Here is a 19,259-nt window from a genome sequence, read left to right on the forward strand (position 1 = left end):
ACCATGAATCCCATTACCATGAAGCTCGTCGTCGATGATCTGATTCTGCAGGCCCTGCGCGAGGACATCACGTTTGAGGACGTGAGCACGGCGAGCGTGTGCCCCACGGCGCGCCCCGCCACGGTGGAGCTCATCGCCAAGGCCGACGGCATCATCGCCGGCCTGGATGTGTTCGCTCGCACCTTTGAGCTGCTGGATTCGCAGAGCTCGGTGCTGTTTGATGTCGTCGACGGCGACGAGGTGCACGCCGGCGACCACGTGGGCCAGGTGCGCGGCGACGCGCGCGTGCTGCTTTCGGGCGAGCGCGTGGCGCTCAACTATCTGCAGCGTATGAGCGGTATCGCCACCTACACGCACAACATGGCGGCGGCGCTCGAGGGGACCAAGACCGTGCTTGTCGACACGCGCAAGACCACGCCGGGCATGCGCGTCTTCGAGAAGGCCGCGGTCGAGATCGGCGGCGGCAGCAACCACCGTTACAACCTGTCGACGGCCGTCATGCTCAAGGACAACCACATCGACGCCGCCGGTGGTGTGACGCGTGCGATCGAGATGGCGCGCGCCCATGCATCGTTTACCACGACGGTCGAGATCGAGTGCGAGAACCTGGACATGGTGCGCGAGGCCGTGGAGGCCGGTGCCGATATCATCATGTTCGACAACATGACCCACGACGACATGGCTGACGCGATTGAGCTTATCGCCGGCCGCGCCAAGACCGAGTGCTCGGGCAACGTGGATGCCAGCAATATCCGCGCGCTTGCCGACCTGGGCGTTGACTTTATTAGCTCGGGCGCCCTGACGCACTCCGCGCCGATTCTCGACCTCTCGCTTAAGCACCTGCGTCTGCTGGACGGTAAATAATGAACGCCCGCGAGCGTCGCCGTGCCATCATGGCCGTGCTCGAGCGAGCCAAGGGACCCGTGTCGGGCAGCGCGCTTGCCCACGAGGTGGGTGTGAGCCGCCAGGTCGTGGTGCAGGACATCGCCCTGCTGCGCGCCGATGGGCACGATATCGTGGCGACCAATCGCGGCTACGTGCTGCAGGAGGCCGCGAGTAGCCCCGCCGTGCCCACGCGTCTTGTTAAGGTGCGCCACAGTGTGGAGCAGGCGGGCGACGAGCTCACGAGTATCGTCGACGCGGGTGGCGCCGTGCTCAACGTGATCGTCAACCATCGTGTGTACGGCAAGATCACGGCCGACCTGGACATCCGCAACCGTCGCGATGTTGAGCGCTATCTGCGCGATATCGAGAGCGGCAAGAGTTTCCCGCTACTAACGGTGACGAGCGGCTATCACTTCCATCGCATCGCGGCGGAGGACGAGCAAACCCTCGACGAGATCGAGGCTATGCTCAAGGAGAAAGGCTACCTTGCAGACCTGATGCCCTACGAGGACGATCTATCGTAGCCGACGCTGCAAACGCCCCTAAGCGGCAATCTGACGTTCAATCGTCGGTTGCGTACAAAAAGTACGCTTCCCTCCTCTTTCACGTCACCTTGCTCGCTTAGGGGTGTTTTCGCTGACGTGAGCTCAACCTGCGACGGTGCCAAATTAGTTATCCGCACAAAAAAGGAGGCCTCCGCGGCGATGCGGAGGCCTCCTTTTTTGTGCACGGTGTACTTTTGAGTGTGCAGGTGGGGGAGTTGTTACTCCTCGACGATCTCGGTGATCGCGCCAGCGGGGCAAGCGTCCTGGCAAGCGCCACAGGCGACGCAGGAGTCCTCGTCAGCGACGGTAGCGACGTCCTGGAGCTCCAGAACGCCAGCGGGGCAGGAGTCGACGCAAACGCCACAAGCGATGCACTCGTCGGCATCAATTACGGGATGAGCCATGGTAGTTTCCTCTCTGTTGACCGACGCTACAGGCGATGCGCGCCGGTTTGATTCGGGCAAAAACATACCACGGGAGCGACCGTTTGCAATACCCTCTGACCGGCATCTTCATACCGTTCGCCGAGTATGCCAAGGTTTACTAAAAAACGCGCAGGTGGGGCCGTTGAGCTGCGCAAATGTTAGCTAAAGGTGACTTGAAATATTGAGCTATTGAGCGCGCCTGCGGAAAGGGCATCCCGTTATTTTGCCGAAAACCGGGTCGCAGTTTCCGGTTGGACCCGCTAGCGGAAACTGCGACCCGGAATCCACGCTCAAAACGGGACGAGCTTTCCGCAAGGCAGCCCCAGGCACCCTCGGACCCAAACCTCAGCCATCTCTACATAGATCTCGATAGATTTGCCGAGAACCCAAACAGTGCGTCTACCTGCGTATTTGCGAACCTAAACTCTCGGCAATAAGAAATCTTATATGAATTGACTTAGATTTTGTATATTCCGGCCCATAAGGGGATACACTACATCCTGAAAGACAAGCCGAAACACCGCTCGGCAGACCGCCGAGTCGGTGCAAACGCACAAGAGAGAGGGAATTTCTAATGGGCAAGATTCTTGGTATCGACCTTGGTACTACTAACTCCGCAATGGCCGTCCTCGAGGGCGGTTCTCCGACCATTATCGTGAACGCCGAGGGCGACCGCACCACCCCGTCTGTCGTGGGCTTCCGTGCCGACGGCGACCGCGTTGTGGGTAAGGCCGCTAAGAACCAGGCTGTCACCAACCCCAAGAACACCGTGTTCTCCATCAAGCGCTTCATGGGCCGCAAGTACTCCGAGTGCACCTCCGAGATCAAGACCGTGCCGTACGAGGTCAAGGAGGGCCAGGGTGGCCGTGCCGTCGTCGACATCGAGGGCAAGGATTACACCGCCGAGCAGGTGAGCGCCATGACGCTCGCAAAGATGAAGGCCGACGCCGAGAAGTATCTGGGCGAGACCGTCACCGACGCCGTCATCACCGTTCCGGCCTACTTCAACGACGCCCAGCGTCAGGCCACCAAGGACGCCGGTAAGATCGCCGGCCTCAACGTCAAGCGTATCGTCAACGAACCGACCGCTGCTGCTCTGGCCTATGGCCTGGACAAGCAGGGCACCGACCAGCGCATCCTGGTCTTCGACCTGGGCGGCGGCACCTTCGACGTCTCCATCCTCGACCTCGCCGACGGCGTGTTTGAGGTTCTGTCCACCTCGGGCGACAACCACCTGGGCGGCGACGACTGGGATCAGCGCGTCATCGATTGGATGGCCGATAAGTTCCAGCAGGAGAACGGTGTCGATCTGCGTCAGGACCCCATGGCCCTGCAGCGTCTGAAGGAGGCCGCCGAGAACGCCAAGAAGGAGCTCTCCGCCGCCCAGCAGACCACCATCAACCTGCCGTTCATTACCATGAACCAGTCCGGCCCGCTGCACCTCAACTACACGCTGACCCGCGCCGAGTTCGAGAAGATCACCCGCGACCTGCTCGAGCGCTGCAAGCAGCCTGTCACCAACGCCCTGCGCGACGCCAAGCTTAAGCTCTCCGATCTGACCGAGGTCATCCTCGTCGGCGGCTCCACCCGTATGCCCGCTGTCCAGGAGCTCGTCAAGACCATGACCGGCAAGCAGCCCAACATGTCCGTGAACCCCGACGAGGTCGTTGCCGACGGCGCTGCCGTCCAGGGCGGCGTGCTCACCGGCGACGTCGAGGGCATCCTGCTGCTCGACGTTACCCCGCTGTCGCTGGGTGTCGAGACCATGGGCGGCATCATGACCAAGATGATCGACCGCAACACCACGATCCCGACCTCCAAGACCGAGGTCTACTCCACCGCTGCCGACAACCAGACCAGCGTCGAGATCAACGTGCTCCAGGGCGAGCGCGAGCTTGCCCGCGACAATAAGTCGCTCGGTAAGTTCCAGCTGACCGGTATCCCGGCTGCCCGCCGCGGCGTGCCGCAGATCGAGGTCACCTTCGACATCGACGCCAACGGCATCGTCAAGGTCTCCGCTAAGGACAAGGGCACCGGCAAGGAGCAGCAGATCACCATCTCCGGCTCCACCGCGCTTTCCGACGACGAAGTCGATCGCATGGTCAAGGACGCCGAGGCTCATGCCGAGGAGGACAAGAAGCAGAAGGAAGAGGTCGAGGTCCGCAACCAGACCGACAGCCTGTGCTACTCCACCGAGCAGACCCTCAACGAGCTCGGTGATAAGGTTTCCGCCGACGTGAAGTCCAAGGCCGAGGCCGCTATCGCCGACGCCAAGAAGGCGCTCGAGGGCTCTGACGTCGAGGCCATCAAGGCCGCCGGCGAGTCCCTGCAGTCCGTGGCCTACGAGCTGGCCCAGGTTGTCTACGCCGACGCTCAGCAGCAGACCGACGGTGCCGCCGGCGCCCAGCCTGCCGACGATGACGTCGTCGATGCCGACTACGAGGTTGTGGACGACGAGGACAAGTAATCATGTCCGCCCGTAAAGCTCGCACGGAGGCGGCCGCCGTTGGTGCCGCCCCCGTTGACTCTGAGGAGAAGGACGTGAAGATTCCCGTAGAGGCCGTCGACGATGCCGAGGCCAACGAGGCCGAGGCCGCCGAGGCTGCCGAGAACCAGGTAGAGGATTCCAACAAGGAGGCGACGATGACCGAGGACGAGATGGTGGAAGCCGCTATCCGCGCCGGTGAGGAAGCCGCCGACAACGACTTTAAGCTCAAGTTCGAGCAGGCCCAAAAGGAGCTCGCCGACGTGCGCAGCGAGCTCGATGCTGCGGCAGAGGCCCAGAAGGCCGCCGAGGACAAGGCAAAGGACGCCACTGAGCGTACCGCCCGTCTTCAGGCCGACTGGGAGAACTTCCGTCGTCGCACCGCCAACGAGCGCATCGCCGAGCGCGAGCGCGCGACCGAGAAGCTCGTCACTGCACTGCTGCCGGTGGTCGACGATATCGAGCGTGCGATCGACCATGCCCGCAGCCAGGAGCTTGCCGACGACTTTAAGCAGTTCGTCGACGGCGTCGACGCGGTGCATGCCAAGCTGCTCGATGTGTTTGCGCACGAGGGCGTTGAGCCCATCGACCCCAAGGGCGAGGCGTTCGATCCGCTCGAGCACCAGGCCGTGGGTCGCGTCGAGGACGCGTCGCAGTACGACGAGACCGTCAACGACGTGTACCAGAAGGGCTACCGCATGGCGGACCGCATCCTGCGTTCCGCGATGGTGACGGTGACCTACGGTGGCGAGAAGCGCCCCGCACCGGAGCCCGAAGCGGCGCCCGAGGATGCTGCGGCCGATACGGCCGAGAGCACCGAGGAGTAATTGAGAAGGGCCCCGGGGCAACACCCGGGGCCCTTTCTGGCCTAGTGCCATATGAAAGCATGAGCCGCCGCCCGCTGGGCGACGGATGAGACAGGAGAGGAGCTACGATGGCTGCAGGCAAAACCTTCTATGACATCCTGGGCGTATCCAAGAGCGCCTCCGACAAAGAGATCAAGAGCGCGTTTCGCAAGCTCGCGCAAAAATATCACCCCGATGCCGGCGGCGACGAGGCCAAGTTCAAGGAGATCAGCGAGGCCTACGAGACGCTTTCGGACGAGAAGAAGCGCAAAGAGTACGACCAGATGCTTATGTTTGGCGGCATGCCGGGCGCAGGCGGCGCGTATGGCGGCGGCTACGGTGCCGGCGCGGGTGCCAGCGGCTGGGGCGACATCTTCGACAGCATCTTTAGCGGCAACGGCGCCTGGGGCAGCGATTGGGGCTCGGGCTTTGCCGGGGCTGCGGGCGCTGCCGGTGCCGGCACGGGTCGCAGCCGCGCTCGCAAGGGCGGCGACCTGTCGCTGACCGTCGATGTGACGGCCGAGGACGCGTTCCGCGGCGTGACGCACAAGGTCACCTATCGCATTCCCTCGACGGGCGAACAGCAGACCATTACGGTCTCGGTGCCCGCGGGCGCGGTCGACGGTGGCAAGCTACGCTACAAGCGTCGCGGCGAGTATGGCGTTGCGGGTGGCGAGCGCGGCGATCTGGTCGTGACCACGCATGTGGAGGAGCACCCGCTGTTTAAGCGCAAGGGCGCCGACGTGACCATGGAGGTACCGGTCTCGGTCTACGAGGCGGCGCTCGGCTGCACGGTGGACGTGCCCACGCCCGGCGGCGCGACGGTCCGTTTGAAAGTGCCCGCGGGTACCCAGACGGGCAAGAAGTTCCGCTTTAAGGAGATGGGAGCACCCGACGTTAAGCACCGTGGCCGTACGGGCGCGCTGCTCGTCGAGATCAAAGTGCAGGTTCCCACGAACCTGTCTGATGACGAGCGCGATGCCATGACCAAGCTGCGCGAGGCCGACACGCGCGACTACCGCGAGAAGGTCAACCGTTACAAGGCGACGTACTAGGGCGGTCGCGGCGCACGCCCACGCCCGCGGGCTTATGATGGACGATAACGAGACGGAAAGGGGTCAGGTAGCATGGCCGAGGACAATAGGAACAAACCGCTGTACATGATCAGCGTGGCGGCCGAGCTGACCGGCATGCATCCGCAGACTCTGCGCGTCTACGAGTCCAAGGGCCTGGTGAACCCCCAGCGCTCGGGCGGCAACACGCGTCTGTATTCGCGTGCCGATATCGAACGCCTGGAGCTCATCAACCAGCTGACCGACGAGGGCATCAACCTCGCCGGCGTGGTGCGCATCCTCGATATGAAGGAGCGTGCCGAGGAGCGCGAGCGCGAGAACGAAAAACTCCGTGCCCGCGTGCGCCAGCTCGAGGACGAGCTGCACGAGTACAAGATGCAGAAGAAGATTACCGCCCTGGCCCCGCGCGACGGCTCGGTTAACCCCGAACAGGTCATGCGCAAGCTGCTGGGTGCGGGAGGAGATCTGTAGGTTACGCCGTTCTGCCGAACGGCGGACCAGCCGACGCTGCGCGGGCCGCATTTGGACAATCTGACGTTCAACTTCAAGGGCGCGACCAGAAGGTCAGCGCCCTTTCGTTTCGCGTCACCTTGTCTCAAATGCGACCCGCTCACTGCCCGTCCTCAACCTGCGACGTTGCTTTGGCTGGCACTTTGGGATGCTCCTTGTCGAGAGCGCGATGCAAGGGGTTCGTCCTTTACTTTACCGAGATAAAGTGAACGCGCAGATTCGTAACCCACTTGCAACCGTTCTATGGCACGATATTGAACGAATGTATGCTATGCGCCCAAATCTTTTGGGCAGAGTGGGAGACAGTATGGTCAAGCTGTACGAGGACGGCATCTACCTGCGCGGCGGCAGCGAGGTTGTGCCTGCGGCTGAGGCTGCCGAGCGCGGTATTACGCAGGCGCCCGAGGATGCCAAGCGCGGTACCATCGCGTATTCGATCCTCCAGGCACACAATACGTCCGGCAATCCCGAGGCGCTCAAGATTTGCTTCGACGCCATGGCGAGCCACGACATCACCTTTGTCGGCATCATCCAGACGGCGCGCGCCTCGGGCATGGAGCAGTTCCCGCTGCCTTACGTGCTCACCAACTGCCATAACTCGCTGTGCGCCGTGGGCGGCACCATCAACGAGGACGACCATGTCTTTGGCCTTTCCGCGGCCAAGAAGTACGGCGGCATCTTCGTCCCGCCGCACATCGCCGTCATCCACTCCTTTATGCGTGAGAACTTCGCCGGCTGCGGCAAGATGATCCTGGGCTCCGACTCGCACACCCGCTACGGCGCCCTGGGCACCATGGCCGTGGGCGAGGGCGGCGGCGAGCTGGCAAAGCAGCTGCTGCGCGACACCTACGACGTCGCCTATCCCGGCGTTGTCGCCATCTACCTCACGGGCGCCCCGCGCCCCGGCGTCGGCCCGCACGATGTGGCGCTCGCCATCATCCGTGCCGTCTTTGCCAAGGGCTACGTTAAGAACAAGGTCATGGAGTTTGTGGGCCCCGGCATCGCGAGCATGACGACCGACTACCGCAACGGCGTCGATGTCATGACCACCGAGACCACCTGCCTGTCGAGCATCTGGGCCACCGACGAGGACACGCACGCGTTTTTGACCATGCACGGCCGCGGCGACGACTACCGCGAGCTCAAGCCCGCCGATGTCGCCTACTACGACGGCTGCGTCGAGGTCAATCTGTCGAGCATCAAGCCCATGATCGCGCTGCCGTTCCATCCTTCCAACGGCTTTGAGATCGACGAACTCAACGAGAATCTCGAGGACATCCTGCATGAGGTGGAGCTCGAGGCCGCCAAGATCGGCGAGGGCAAGACGCACTTTAGCCTGCTCGACAAGATCGTCGACGGAAAGCTGCACGTGCAGCAGGGCGTTATCGCCGGCTGCTCGGGCGGCAACTACGACTCCGTGGTCCAGGCTGCCCGCGTGCTCAAGGGCGCCAACACCGGCTGCGGCGAGTTTTCGCTGTCGGTCTATCCCACAAGCCAGCCCGTGGCGCTCGAACTTACGCGCCGTGGCTACATCTACGACCTTATGGAGGCCGGTGCGATCGTGCGCACGGCGTTCTGCGGCCCGTGCTTCGGCGCCGGCGACACGCCCGCCAACAACGGCCTTTCGATCCGCCACACCACGCGCAACTTCCCCAACCGCGAGGGTTCCAAGCCGGGTAATGGCCAGCTGAGCGCCGTGGCCCTGATGGACGCCCGCTCCATTGCGGCGACGGCTGCCAACGGCGGCGTCCTGACGCCGGCGACCGACCTGCCCGAGGAGACTTGGGACGAGGCCTGCGAGTACACCTTTGACGACGCGCCGTACAAAAAGCGCGTGTACTGGGGCTTTGGCAAGGCGGAGCCTGCCGACGAGCTGGTCGAGGGTCCCAACATCAAGCCGTGGCCTGCGATGGAGCCTCTCGGCGACGATATCCTGCTCAAGGTGTGCTCCAAGATCATGGACCCGGTCACCACGACCGACGAGCTCATTCCCTCGGGCGAGACGAGCTCTTTCCGCTCCAACCCACTGGGTCTGGCCGAGTTTACGCTCAGCCGTCGCGACCCGGCCTACGTGGGCCGCTCCAAGGAGGTCGACGCGGTGGAAAAGCGCCGCGTTGCCGGCGAGGCGGCAGGCGACCTGGCGGTACTCGATGCCGAGCTTGCCGGCGTGTTTGAGGCACTGGCCGGCGCCGGTGTCGCGGCCGATGCCAAGGCGACCGAGTACGGCTCTATGCTCTACGCCAAGAAGCCCGGCGACGGTTCTGCCCGCGAGCAGGCCGCGAGCTGCCAGCGCGTAATTGGCGGCCTGGCCAACATCGTCCACGAGTACGCCACCAAGCGCTATCGCTCCAACGTGATGAACTGGGGCATGGTGCCCTTCCAGATGGAGGCGGAGCCCAACTTTGAGGTGGGCGATTACGTCTTTGTGCCGGGTATCCGCGCCGCGCTCGATGGCGACCTAAAGGACATCGCCGCCTACGTGGTGCGTGCCGACGGTGCGGTCGAGCAGATTGAGCTCTACATTGCCGATATGACGGCCGAGGAGCGCGCCATCGTCAAGGCCGGCTGCCTGATCAACTACAACAAGTTCAAGGCCGCTGCCGAGTAACTCTGCTGTACGCCCCGGCCACACCTTTCCCTCGTGCTCACGCGCTTCGCGAGGGTCGCCCGAGGGAAAGGTGTGGCCGGGGCTACCGCGACGTTCTCGTTGGGTCTTGAGGGGCGCTAATAATTGACCGGGACCATCACAAAGTTGCCTGCCCGGCGGGTCCTTATTTCGATGGGGTCCAGGTTATTTCATCGTCAAATAGCCAAGTGCGTGCTGAGCCACTGTCGCGCGCTGTCTGTGGATCGGGCTCGCAAGTTTGTTCGTAGGCATCCTCGGTACACCGATCCATAAAATCGACGACTGCCGTCTGGTCGCCTTCCATGACGTAGATCACGTTGCCATCCGAGATATAGACTCCCGGCCCTTCGTTGTCCACGTGGCCGGGGTCGTATGAAACGTTGCACAGTCTGCTCCCGTTTGCCGCATCGAGTTCAAGGGTCGAATAATACCCGCCATTCATTTGGCCTTTCTTGGCTCGATATATTGCGGCGCCGTACCATCGCTTAAATGTCTTGCCTTTGAGTAAACTGGTTGCCTTGCCGATAAGCTGCTCATCTTGGGTATAGCGCGTGGCTCCAAGTTCGATTCGGGGATAGTTACTGACCCCAAGCGCTGCGGGCGTACCGTCGAAATCGACGGTGATTGAATCGGGTTTGACGATATCGGTGAGGATTTCGATGGGGTAGCTTACGGTTTCAACCGCCGCCTGCGTTGCCGAGGCAGGGAGAAATGCGAGATAGATAATGCCCACGCCGACTGCGGTAATTGCAAACGCTAAGACGAGCAGGCCGATATAGGTGGAGCGTTTCACGGTGGGGCACCTCTCATGCAATATGCAATCATTAAGATAAATGATACAAGCTTACGACAATATTCAAAAGAAAGCGACCGCCCGGAATGAGAGGGCTAAAAGGCCCTATTGGGCTTCGATTTGATCTCTAATAGGAATATTTGCCTCCCCTCATTCTGGGCGAGGGGTCAAAATTGAGTTCACGAGTTTTGTGCAATACTATTCTCACTAAACCCGCTATTTTCACTATAAGCACTATAAAAACGACAGGGACGATGACGAGAACAATGTGGCGTGCGATAGCTAAGCCGTTTAAGCCGGACTCTGACCTTGAATCTCTGCCTCTATCTGTGCGAACGGGCTATTGTCGGTTCTCGATTCCATCACTGCGTTCTCGTTGGGTCTGGGGATCGCCAAACGTAGACTGGGCTTGATACCGCCTCTTTTTATTGGGGCGGTTTCTTTGTTGGACCACCACGAAGGTGCCTGTCCCCTTTGTGGTGGTTTTCGGTCTGTCTCGATCTGTAACATCTTGGCCGCTAAAAGTGGGCTTGGTGTTACAGATTTAGATTTTCGATTCGGGCGCCTTCTGTTCGTCTCGATTTGTAACAGGTAGAGCCCTATTTGCCGAGTAGATGTTACAGATTGAGACAAACGGGTGCCGCTGGCCATTTCATCTTGATTTGTAACATCTGGAGCCATAAACAGTCGCTAGATGTTACAGATTGAGATAGTAAGGGGACGAGGCCGCAGCGGGCGAGCGTGCCTACTCCCTATCTCTCAATCACTCAGAAAATCTTATATATAGAGACTTAGATTTGTGTATAAGATCGTACAAAGCTGGCAACAATACTTCTCGAACAACGTGAAGCCGCCCCGTAGGGCGGCCACCCCAAGAGAGGTGATTCCATGAGAATCGATAAGCTAGCAATGACGTCGCGCGAGGCGTTGCAGACCGCCATGAGCACGGCTGCCGACGCGCAGGCCGGCGCGGTGGAGCCGATTCACCTGCTGTCTGCCCTGCTCGGTGCCGGCGAGCGCAATATCTCCGTGATCATCGAGCGTATCGGCGCCGACCCGGCCCAGCTCGCGCGTTCCACACAGGATGCCATCGACCACGCGCCTAAGGTTTCGGGCGAGGGTCAGCAGATGGGCCTGTCTAACGAGCTCGTCCGCGTTATCGAGAAGGCCGAGAAGAAGGCCACCAAGATGGGCGACAGCTTTGTGGTGACCGAGCATCTGCTGATGGCGCTTGCCGAGGACAAGGGCGAGGCGGGCCGTGTGCTGCGCGACGCCGGCGTCACCAAGGAGCGTATCGAGCAGGTCTACGAGGAGCTGCGCGGCGATGACCGCGTGACGTCTGCCGAGGACAAGACTCAGTTTGAGGCACTGGAACAGTACGGTCGCAACATCTGCGATCTGGCCCGCGCCGGCAAGCTCGACCCGGTCATCGGCCGTACCGACGAGATCCGTCGTACCATCCAGGTCCTGTCCCGCCGCACCAAGAACAACCCCGTGCTCATCGGCGAGCCGGGCGTCGGCAAGACGGCTATCGTCGAGGGCATCGCCCAGCGTATCGTGGCCGGCGACGTGCCGAGTACCCTGCGCGACCGCGACCTTATCGAGCTCGACATGAGCGCGCTGGTCGCCGGTGCCAAGTACCGTGGCGAGTTCGAGGACCGCTTGAAGGCTGTGCTCAAGGAAGTGCAAAAGTCCGAGGGCAAGGTCATCCTGTTCATCGATGAGCTCCACACCATCGTGGGCGCGGGTGCCACCGAGGGCTCCATGGACGCCGGCAACATCCTAAAGCCGGCGCTTGCCCGTGGCGACCTGCACGCGATCGGCGCGACCACGCTCGACGAATACCGCAAGTACATCGAGAAGGACGCGGCTCTCGCCCGTCGTTTCCAGACCGTGATGGTCAGCGAGCCTACCGTCGAGGACACCATCTCGATCCTGCGTGGCCTCAAGGAGAAGTACGAGATCTTCCATGGCGTGCACATCACCGATAGCGCGCTCGTGGCCGCCGCCGACCTCTCCGATCGCTATATCGCCGACCGCTTCCTGCCCGACAAGGCCATCGACCTGGTCGACGAGGCCGCAAGCCGCCTGCGCATGGAGCTCGACAGCATGCCGGTCGAGATCGACGCCACCACGCGTCAGCTCACCCAGCTGCAGATTGAGGAGCAGGCGCTCATGAAGGAGACCGACGACGCCTCCAAGGAGCGTCTGGAGGCCCTGCGCCAGGAGATTGCCGAGGTCCAGGAAAAGCTCAACGTGCAAAAGGCCGGCTGGCTCAACCAGAAGAACGCCATCGACCACGTGCAGGAGCTCAAGGGCAAGCTCGACGAGGCAAAGAGCGAGGAGGAGCGTGCAACGCGCAACGGCGATTTGGGTCGTGCGTCCGAGCTGCGCTACTCCGTGATTCCGGGCCTGCAGCAGCAGATTCAGGATTCCGAGGCCGCGCTCGAGGCGCAAAAGCAGCAGGACGGCGAGGGCCTCAATGAGCAGGTGACCTCCGATGAGATCGCTGAGGTCGTGAGCGCTTGGACCGGCGTGCCCGTGTCCAAGATGATGCAGGGCGAGCTCGACAAGCTGAAGGGCTTGGAGGGCGAGCTGCATAAGCGCGTCATCGGCCAGGACGAGGCGGTCTCCGCTGTCGCCGCGGCCGTGCGCCGCAGCCGTGCGGGCCTCTCCGATCCGGACAAGCCCATCGGCAGCTTCTTCTTCCTGGGCCCCACCGGCGTGGGCAAGACCGAGCTCGCCAAGGCGCTGGCCGAGTGCCTGTTCGATGATGAGCGTGCGCTCGTGCGTATCGACATGTCCGAGTACATGGAGAAGTTCAGCGTCCAGCGTCTGATCGGTGCGCCTCCGGGATACGTGGGATACGACGAGGGCGGCCAGCTTACCGAGGCCGTGCGCCGTCGTCCGTATTCCGTGATCTTGCTCGACGAGATGGAGAAGGCTCACCCGGATGTATTCAACGTGCTGTTGCAGGTGCTCGATGACGGCCGTCTGACCGACGGCCAGGGTCGCCAGGTGTCCTTCAAGAACACGATCATCATCATGACGAGCAACGTGGGCTCTAAGGCTATCGCCGAGCTTTCGGGCAAGGACGAGGAGGAGATGCGTCATCAGGTCGACGCGGCCATGGCTCAGACCTTCCGTCCCGAGTTTCTCAACCGTATCGACGATATCGTGGTGTTCCATCCGCTCGGCATGGCGCAGATCGAAAAGATCGTCGATATTCAGCTCGCCGATGTCCGCGCGCGTCTGGCTAAGGAGCGCATGACGCTTGCCATTACCCCGGCGGCCAAGCAGATGCTTGCTGTGGGCGGCCTGGACCCGGTCTTTGGCGCCCGTCCGCTCAAGCGTTTGGTGCAGCGCGAGGTCGTGGATGCCATCGCCGCCGCCATCATCGACGGCACGGTGCGCGAGGGCGATCAGGTGACGGTCGATGTCGACAAGGACGGCGGCTTTACCGTTGTGTGCGACAACACGCCGGCGGCCACCTACGAGGTCCCCGACGCAGAGTAAATTATGGGGCCGGCTCTAACCGCACCTCATCGCAAAACGCCAAGGGCGGCGGATCCAATCGGGTCCGCCGCCCTTTTTCGTGCGACAATCGATGATGTTGAGCATGAGTACATGGCAAGGAGATATGCAGATGAAAGACGAGAACAAGACGCACGCACCGGTTGCTGAGGCAGCGCCCGCCGCGCCGGTCGCACCGAAGGCTTCTCCCAAACCGGCGCCCAAGCCGCGCGACCCCTACATCCGTGCCGAGAACGAGGACGATGACGGCTACGATCCCTACAGCGATCGCCGCCCCGAGCGCGAGCCGATGTTCGAAGCCGACCCCTGGCGCTAAGTGCCACCCAAAAGGCCACCAATAAGTTGCGGTGAAATAGGGACTGTTTTGCGGTTTGACCAGCAAAAACAGCCCTATTTCACCGCAACTGCGTTAGGGATTTTTCTACAGGGGGAGGGTAGTCAAAAAGCCCCGTCCCAAATTGACTGCTCGGGGAGTCGCATTCGAGCTCGGTTGTCCTCTTAGCCACTCGATATCCTTCGGAGCAATAACGGTGATAAAACTTGCTTAAGTGTTAATCAAGCTACACACAATCTTGCTCTCTAATTAATCAAGAATCGGTATAATTTTGATTAGCTAGAGAGCAAGATTGGAGAATCATGGCATTCAACGACTTGATCGCCCAGAAAATAAAGGACTTTGAACAGCAGGGGGTTCCGCAGGTTTTTGAGCGAGACCTTGATCTAGGAAACCCACAGGAGCCAAAGCGCGACAACATCGTAAATGTGATTGTGGGGGCCCGCCGTTGTGGAAAGACGTATCGCCTGTATCAGGAGATGCGGCGGCTTCAGAGCCGGGGCGTCGAGCTTGACCGGATGCTTTACTTCAATTTTGAGGATGAGCGCTTGCGCCCGTATGAGCCATCGCTGCTGGCGGACGTGCTCGACACGTTCTATGCGCTGTATCCTGTTGCTCGAACCGAGGGCGCTTACATTTTCTTTGACGAGATCCAGGAAATTCCCGAATGGGGTGCGTTTCTGCGGCGTGTAGTCGATACGGAGAAAGCGACCGTCTATGTGACGGGATCTTCTTCTAAGATGCTGTCCTCAGAACTTAAGAGCGAGTTCAGGGGTCGTTCTCTTGTGCGAGAGCTTTTTCCGTTGAGTTTTTCGGAATACGTTCGATATAAGACGGGGAGCGTTCTCGAGCCAGATGCGACCTTTTCCCCGAGCGATGCAGCGCTGCTTCGACATCATCTGATCGGGTATCTTGAACGAGGGGGATTCATTGCGACACTTGAGCAGACGCCTGCAGACGCGATTCAGCTGCTACAGGAATATGCTTCGCGAACGGTCGCCATGGACGTCGTTGAACGTTACGACGTCAAGAACCCTCGCCTGGCATCGCTGTTCTTGACGCGGTGTATGGCATCTTCGGGACGAGAGCTGTCAGTGAACAAAGTGTACAACGAGTTCAAGAGCAGACAGATACCCGTCAGTCGTAATTCGCTTAGCGATTTACTTGAGTATTATGAGGACGCCTACCTGTTATTTTCTGTGCCGGAGTTCACGCGTTCACTGGCAAATAACATGCGGTCTGCGTCTAAGGTCTACGCTGTCGACCCTGCGATGTTTGGAGCATTCTCTCCCGCATCAGCATTGGACCAGGGCCAGAGGCTCGAGACCGCAGTGTTCAATGCGCTAAGAAGAAAGACTCCCGCGGTGAGGACCGGCTCGGTCTGCCGCCTGCTGATCAAAGAGAAGAGCAAAAGCCATGAGGTGGACTTTGTGGCTGGGGACGCGCTTCTCATGCGGGCTTATAGCCTGATTCAGGTGAGTGCGGATATGGCACGTGAGAAAACGCGCGAGCGCGAAATTGCCGCGCTTGATGCCTCGATGGCCCAGTTCGATCTTGGCGAGTCGGCAATCGTTACCATGGATGAACAGACCGATATTTCATGCGAGCACGGTGTGGTCCACGTTGTGCCCGCATGGAAGTGGCTCCTTGCCTAATCATCTATGGACCTGTGGGGTCAGGACCTCCTGGCTCCCTCATCACGGTTGGGGAGCACCTTGCTGCGCCAGGCTAGTCCTGGGCTTTGATACTCGGAAGGAGAATCTGGGCGAGGTAGTCGGTCTCGAGTTTGGCGGCGGCGTCGGCCTTGCCGTCTTTGCCGACCAGCACGTTCTTGATCTGGCTATAGGTATAGCGGTTGCCGGTCGTAAGCTCGACAAGCTCAATGGCCGCGTCCATGGGGTAGGTCGACACTGGATCCTGGGTGCGCCCGTTGATAGTCTGGGGCACCACGTACGGATAGACGGGGCCGCTGGCATAGACGGTATAACCGTTGCCCAGATTGGCCGCACCCAAAACCGTATCGCCCTCATCGGGCGTAAAGCTCTCGCCCTCGCGCACCGCGACGAGCGTCACGATCGGCGTATCGCTGTCGCCGTCCAGATAAATGCACAGCGTGTTGCCGTTTTGCCAGGTTGCGACCTTGCCATACCACTCAACCGGAATATCGAGCTGATACAGGTCCGTTGCCTTATGCCGAGCATCGGCATCGCGCGCGGCCTGCGCTTCGCTCGCGCTCACGGCATTGACGGCGGCGTCGCGCCGCGCGGTTGCCGCCTGCTGAAGTATCTTGGCGGCCGCGGCGGAGCTCGCACCGCCTTCCTCGGCATACTTGGCGGCGGCATCGATCTGGTCGTCAGTCACCGTGTCGGCCGAAGGCACCTTGAGCTTAAAGGTGGCCTGGGCACTTAAATCCTGTCCATCGCTCTTAACGGCGACCTGCGTCTTGGTGGTCGGGACGGTATAGATGGTGCCGTCGGCCGCGATGGGGGAGGCGGCGATGGAGAGCGTGTAATCGCCGGGCAGCAGTTTGATGCCGCGGCCGCGCTCGTCAACGTAGAGCGTTTCGCTCACGGAAGAACCGTCGGAATCTTGTCCGCTCACCTGCACGGGAATCTTGGAGCCAGTTGAGCAGTCGAGGCCCGCGGCATGCACGCCAATCTGCACCGACATCATGGTATGGGCGTTTGCGGCAAGCACGGCAGCCTGCTCTTGTTGATATCCGTTCCAGGCAGCATAGCCTGCGCCGCCGGCAACAAGCGCGACGGCTACGACGCCGGCAACCATCAGATTGCGGCGCTTGGGCGACATTTTGCGATGGCGAACCTCGGCCTCGCGTGCCGAGGGAACGGACGGCAGGGGAATATCGCCCATGGCGATGGTCTCGTCCACGGCAGGCGCAGAGCCTAAGCCAGGAAGCTCGCGGGTCAGCGAATCCTCGGCCGGCAAGCTGTCGAGCAAGATGGTTTCCTCGCCCGTGTCGGATTCGGGCTGGTTGTCGGCCTCGCTTTCGGTGTCTTCGTGACCTGCCTCATCTTCGGCAGGCTCAACGTCGCCTGCATCCTGATCATCGGGCTGTGCCTCGATTTCCGGTTCATCCTGCACATCAACGCTCGAATCGTCAAACGCAACATCGTCAAGCGAAATCCGGTCTAGGCTCTCCAGGGCCTCGGCACACGCTTCTGCATCTTGGGCCGCATCCTCTTGGCCCATCGTCTCATCTTTCATATATCCCCCAAGCTCAATATCGGGACAACACTGTACCCAAAAACGGGACCCCATAGAGCCGCCGCATGATTTGAAATCCGATTTTATATATGCGTATGTTTTTGAATAGATGAATAGAGACGCAACGACAAAAGCCCCCGAAAAGCGAGCGAAACGCTTTCCGGGGGCTCTGCGAGACATTGGATGAAAATCCTGACGGGCGGGCCTATGCCCAACTGCCAACAGCGACCAACACGTTACTCGGCGTGCGCGTAATCCACCTTGGCGCGGCGAGCGGTAGCCTTCTCCCAATCGCTGGTGCCCTCAAAGACATCCTGCTTGTAGGGATTGCGGCCGAGCTTCTTGGCGCGGTAGGCGATGTAGATGATCGCGGCGACGTTGGCGACCAGAGCGGCGATCGAGACCGCGGTAGCGGCGCCGGGGTCGAGCGTGGAGTGGGTCACAAAGATGGACTCCTCCTGGAAGTACGGGAACACCTGGGCAAACATGCACCAAATGGCCAGCGTAAAGGCGCGGTTCTGGATCCAGCCGCCCTTGTTCCAGATAAAGGCGGCGACGGTGGGCGCCAGAAGCAGCGCAAAGCCGCAGAACCAGGAGTGGGTGGGCAGGCAGTTGTAGGTGTAGCAGAAGTTCCAGATATCGTAGGCGATGATGTAGACCCAGGTCATATCGGGCCACAGCATGTCGGTCTGATCCTCGGAGGCGTAGACGCTCCACCAACCGGTCATGCAGAAGATGTTGATAATACCGGCGATGCCGTTGAACACGTTGTTCCAGCCGGCCAGCTGCGTAGCACCTTCGGAGGTGACCCAGGTGGACTCGCCCAGGACAAAGAAGTGATAGGCGCTCTCAAAGTCGGACACGACGGCGATCATGATGTTGATGGCGACGATCACAAACGGCCATGCGCGGAACCAATGCGCCTTGCCAATCTTGCCCCACTGGTACTTAATGGCAATGAAGCCCCAGCAACCGGCCAGCGCCGCGTATACCTTGGCGTAGTGGAACCAGCTGTTCTGGTACACATGGGTGGGGTTGGTGAGCGCCCACTCGGCACCCTGCGAGACGCCGATGGCGATGGCGACGCAGTAGATGGTCATGGCCAGCGGAGCCACGCCAAAGATGATTGCCGCGCCCAGCTTGGTGCGGCGGCCGACCTCGTTGAGCACGATCAGGCCAATAAAGACCATGGCCCAGCCGGCCCAGTGGATAAGGGTATCGCTACCCCAAACATCGAACAGCATGCTGCTCTCCTTTCACACGCCCGCGGCCCCTCTTCTGATCGCGGGCAGTTTGGCCAAATGTCGTCAGTTCTGGGGCTTGCGCTCCGGATACTTGGCGGTATAGCCCTCGATGTGGAGTGTCGAGGCGATGATTTCCTTGACCGTCTCGTCGGGCACATCGGGGTGCGTGCGGATATACATCAACAACCCCATGATGAGGGTGTAGAACGTCTCGTAGACATGGTCGATGCGTAGCTCATGATGGGCGGCAAAATCCACCACGGTGGTGTCGCAGATATACTGCGCCACACGCTGGACCACGTTGTGCAAAAAGCCGCCGTAGAGCGCGCCGCTGCTTGAGGTGAGCGTACTCGGCAGCTCGTGGCCGCTGACGACCAGGCGCTTAAAGAGCGGGGCGACGGTGTCGAGTGCGCCCTCGATATCACCGACGGTGCGGTTGGCATTCCACTGCTCGAGCTCGGAGATAAAACCGTCGATCGCCTCGTCCATGACGGCGGTGACAGCGGCGTCCATGTCGGCAAAGTAGTGGTAGAACAATGAGCGCGTGCAGCCGGCTCGCTTGGTCACGGCCGAGACGGATAGATGCGACACGCCTAGCTCAGAGCTCACGGTGCGCACGGCGGCGAGGATCTCGCGACGGCGTTCGTCGCCCGTCAAGCGCTTTGCCGCGCTATCGGATGCGGGGACGGCATCGACTACAGAGGTATCTGCTGTGTTGTTGCCCATGTTTTGCCG

At 61.0% G+C, this 19,259-nt stretch carries 15 protein-coding genes; 10 read left to right on the forward strand and 5 right to left on the reverse strand.

Features of this window, described 5'->3' with window-relative positions; translation table 11 throughout:
• Window positions 1-3: 3 nt before the first annotated feature.
• Window positions 4-864, forward strand: coding sequence for a carboxylating nicotinate-nucleotide diphosphorylase (gene nadC, locus I2H19_RS07065; RefSeq protein WP_195622179.1), 861 nt, complete (start codon window positions 4-6; stop codon window positions 862-864).
• Entirely contained in the window at window positions 864-1,409 is a 546-nt protein-coding gene (locus I2H19_RS07070; protein ID WP_195622180.1) for a transcription repressor NadR, read from the forward strand. Before nadC ends, I2H19_RS07070 begins: the two co-directional genes overlap by 1 nt.
• Window positions 1,410-1,648: 239 nt before the next feature.
• Here the strand turns inward: I2H19_RS07070 and I2H19_RS07075 are convergent, their stop codons facing one another.
• Window positions 1,649-1,900 (reverse strand): indolepyruvate ferredoxin oxidoreductase subunit alpha, encoded by a 252-nt coding sequence (locus tag I2H19_RS07075; RefSeq protein WP_158564522.1) that lies wholly within the window; start codon window positions 1,898-1,900, stop codon window positions 1,649-1,651.
• Window positions 1,901-2,429: 529 nt separating this feature from the next.
• Here I2H19_RS07075 and dnaK point away from each other — a divergent pair.
• From dnaK to I2H19_RS07100, 5 genes are all read left to right on the forward strand, one after another.
• Window positions 2,430-4,322, forward strand: a complete 1,893-nt coding sequence (gene dnaK, locus I2H19_RS07080; protein WP_006235214.1) for a molecular chaperone DnaK — start codon at window positions 2,430-2,432, stop codon at window positions 4,320-4,322.
• Between the two features lie 2 nt (window positions 4,323-4,324).
• Window positions 4,325-5,167: a nucleotide exchange factor GrpE gene (locus tag I2H19_RS07085; protein WP_195622181.1), complete on the forward strand. Its 843-nt coding sequence runs from the start codon at window positions 4,325-4,327 to the stop codon at window positions 5,165-5,167.
• Window positions 5,168-5,274: 107 nt separating this feature from the next.
• The gene (locus I2H19_RS07090) at window positions 5,275-6,240 is read left to right on the forward strand and encodes a DnaJ C-terminal domain-containing protein (protein ID WP_195622182.1); all 966 of its coding nucleotides are present in this window, start codon (window positions 5,275-5,277) and stop codon (window positions 6,238-6,240) included.
• A 72-nt stretch (window positions 6,241-6,312) separates the two neighbouring features.
• A complete protein-coding gene (locus tag I2H19_RS07095) occupies window positions 6,313-6,729 on the forward strand; it encodes a heat shock protein transcriptional repressor HspR (protein ID WP_006235210.1) in 417 nt (138 codons plus the stop codon).
• Window positions 6,730-7,075: 346 nt separating this feature from the next.
• Window positions 7,076-9,376 carry a hydratase gene (locus I2H19_RS07100; RefSeq protein WP_195622183.1) on the forward strand — a complete coding sequence of 767 codons (2,301 nt, stop codon included), beginning with the start codon at window positions 7,076-7,078 and terminating at the stop codon, window positions 9,374-9,376.
• Window positions 9,377-9,539: 163 nt separating this feature from the next.
• Here I2H19_RS07100 and I2H19_RS07105 read toward each other — a convergent pair whose 3' ends face one another.
• The gene (locus tag I2H19_RS07105) at window positions 9,540-10,187 is read right to left on the reverse strand and encodes a hypothetical protein (protein ID WP_195622184.1); all 648 of its coding nucleotides are present in this window, start codon (window positions 10,185-10,187) and stop codon (window positions 9,540-9,542) included.
• Between the two features lie 888 nt (window positions 10,188-11,075).
• Between I2H19_RS07105 and clpB the strand changes: the two genes are divergently transcribed.
• The 3 genes from clpB to I2H19_RS07120 all read left to right on the forward strand — a co-directional run bounded on the left by clpB (window position 11,076) and on the right by I2H19_RS07120 (window position 15,710).
• The gene (gene clpB / locus I2H19_RS07110) at window positions 11,076-13,703 is read left to right on the forward strand and encodes an ATP-dependent chaperone ClpB (protein ID WP_195622185.1); all 2,628 of its coding nucleotides are present in this window, start codon (window positions 11,076-11,078) and stop codon (window positions 13,701-13,703) included.
• Window positions 13,704-13,833: 130 nt separating this feature from the next.
• Window positions 13,834-14,037: a hypothetical protein gene (locus tag I2H19_RS07115; RefSeq protein ID WP_138340859.1), complete on the forward strand. Its 204-nt coding sequence runs from the start codon at window positions 13,834-13,836 to the stop codon at window positions 14,035-14,037.
• A gap of 320 nt (window positions 14,038-14,357) precedes the next feature.
• Window positions 14,358-15,710, forward strand: a complete 1,353-nt coding sequence (locus I2H19_RS07120) for an ATP-binding protein (RefSeq protein ID WP_195622186.1) — start codon at window positions 14,358-14,360, stop codon at window positions 15,708-15,710.
• A 73-nt stretch (window positions 15,711-15,783) separates the two neighbouring features.
• Here the strand turns inward: I2H19_RS07120 and I2H19_RS07125 are convergent, their stop codons facing one another.
• The 3 genes from I2H19_RS07125 to I2H19_RS07135 form a co-directional block, all read right to left on the reverse strand.
• Complete coding sequence (locus I2H19_RS07125) at window positions 15,784-17,280, reverse strand: hypothetical protein (RefSeq protein ID WP_229089832.1); 1,497 nt, start codon at window positions 17,278-17,280, stop codon at window positions 15,784-15,786.
• A gap of 236 nt (window positions 17,281-17,516) precedes the next feature.
• Window positions 17,517-18,524, reverse strand: a complete 1,008-nt coding sequence (locus I2H19_RS07130; RefSeq protein ID WP_195544659.1) for a DUF5692 family protein — start codon at window positions 18,522-18,524, stop codon at window positions 17,517-17,519.
• Window positions 18,525-18,587: 63 nt separating this feature from the next.
• Window positions 18,588-19,250: a TetR/AcrR family transcriptional regulator gene (locus tag I2H19_RS07135; protein ID WP_195361547.1), complete on the reverse strand. Its 663-nt coding sequence runs from the start codon at window positions 19,248-19,250 to the stop codon at window positions 18,588-18,590.
• Between the last annotated feature and the right edge of the window lie 9 nt (window positions 19,251-19,259).

It is taken from the genome of Collinsella aerofaciens (assembly GCF_015560135.1).
Taxonomy (GTDB): Bacteria; Actinomycetota; Coriobacteriia; order Coriobacteriales; family Coriobacteriaceae; genus Collinsella; species Collinsella aerofaciens_AN.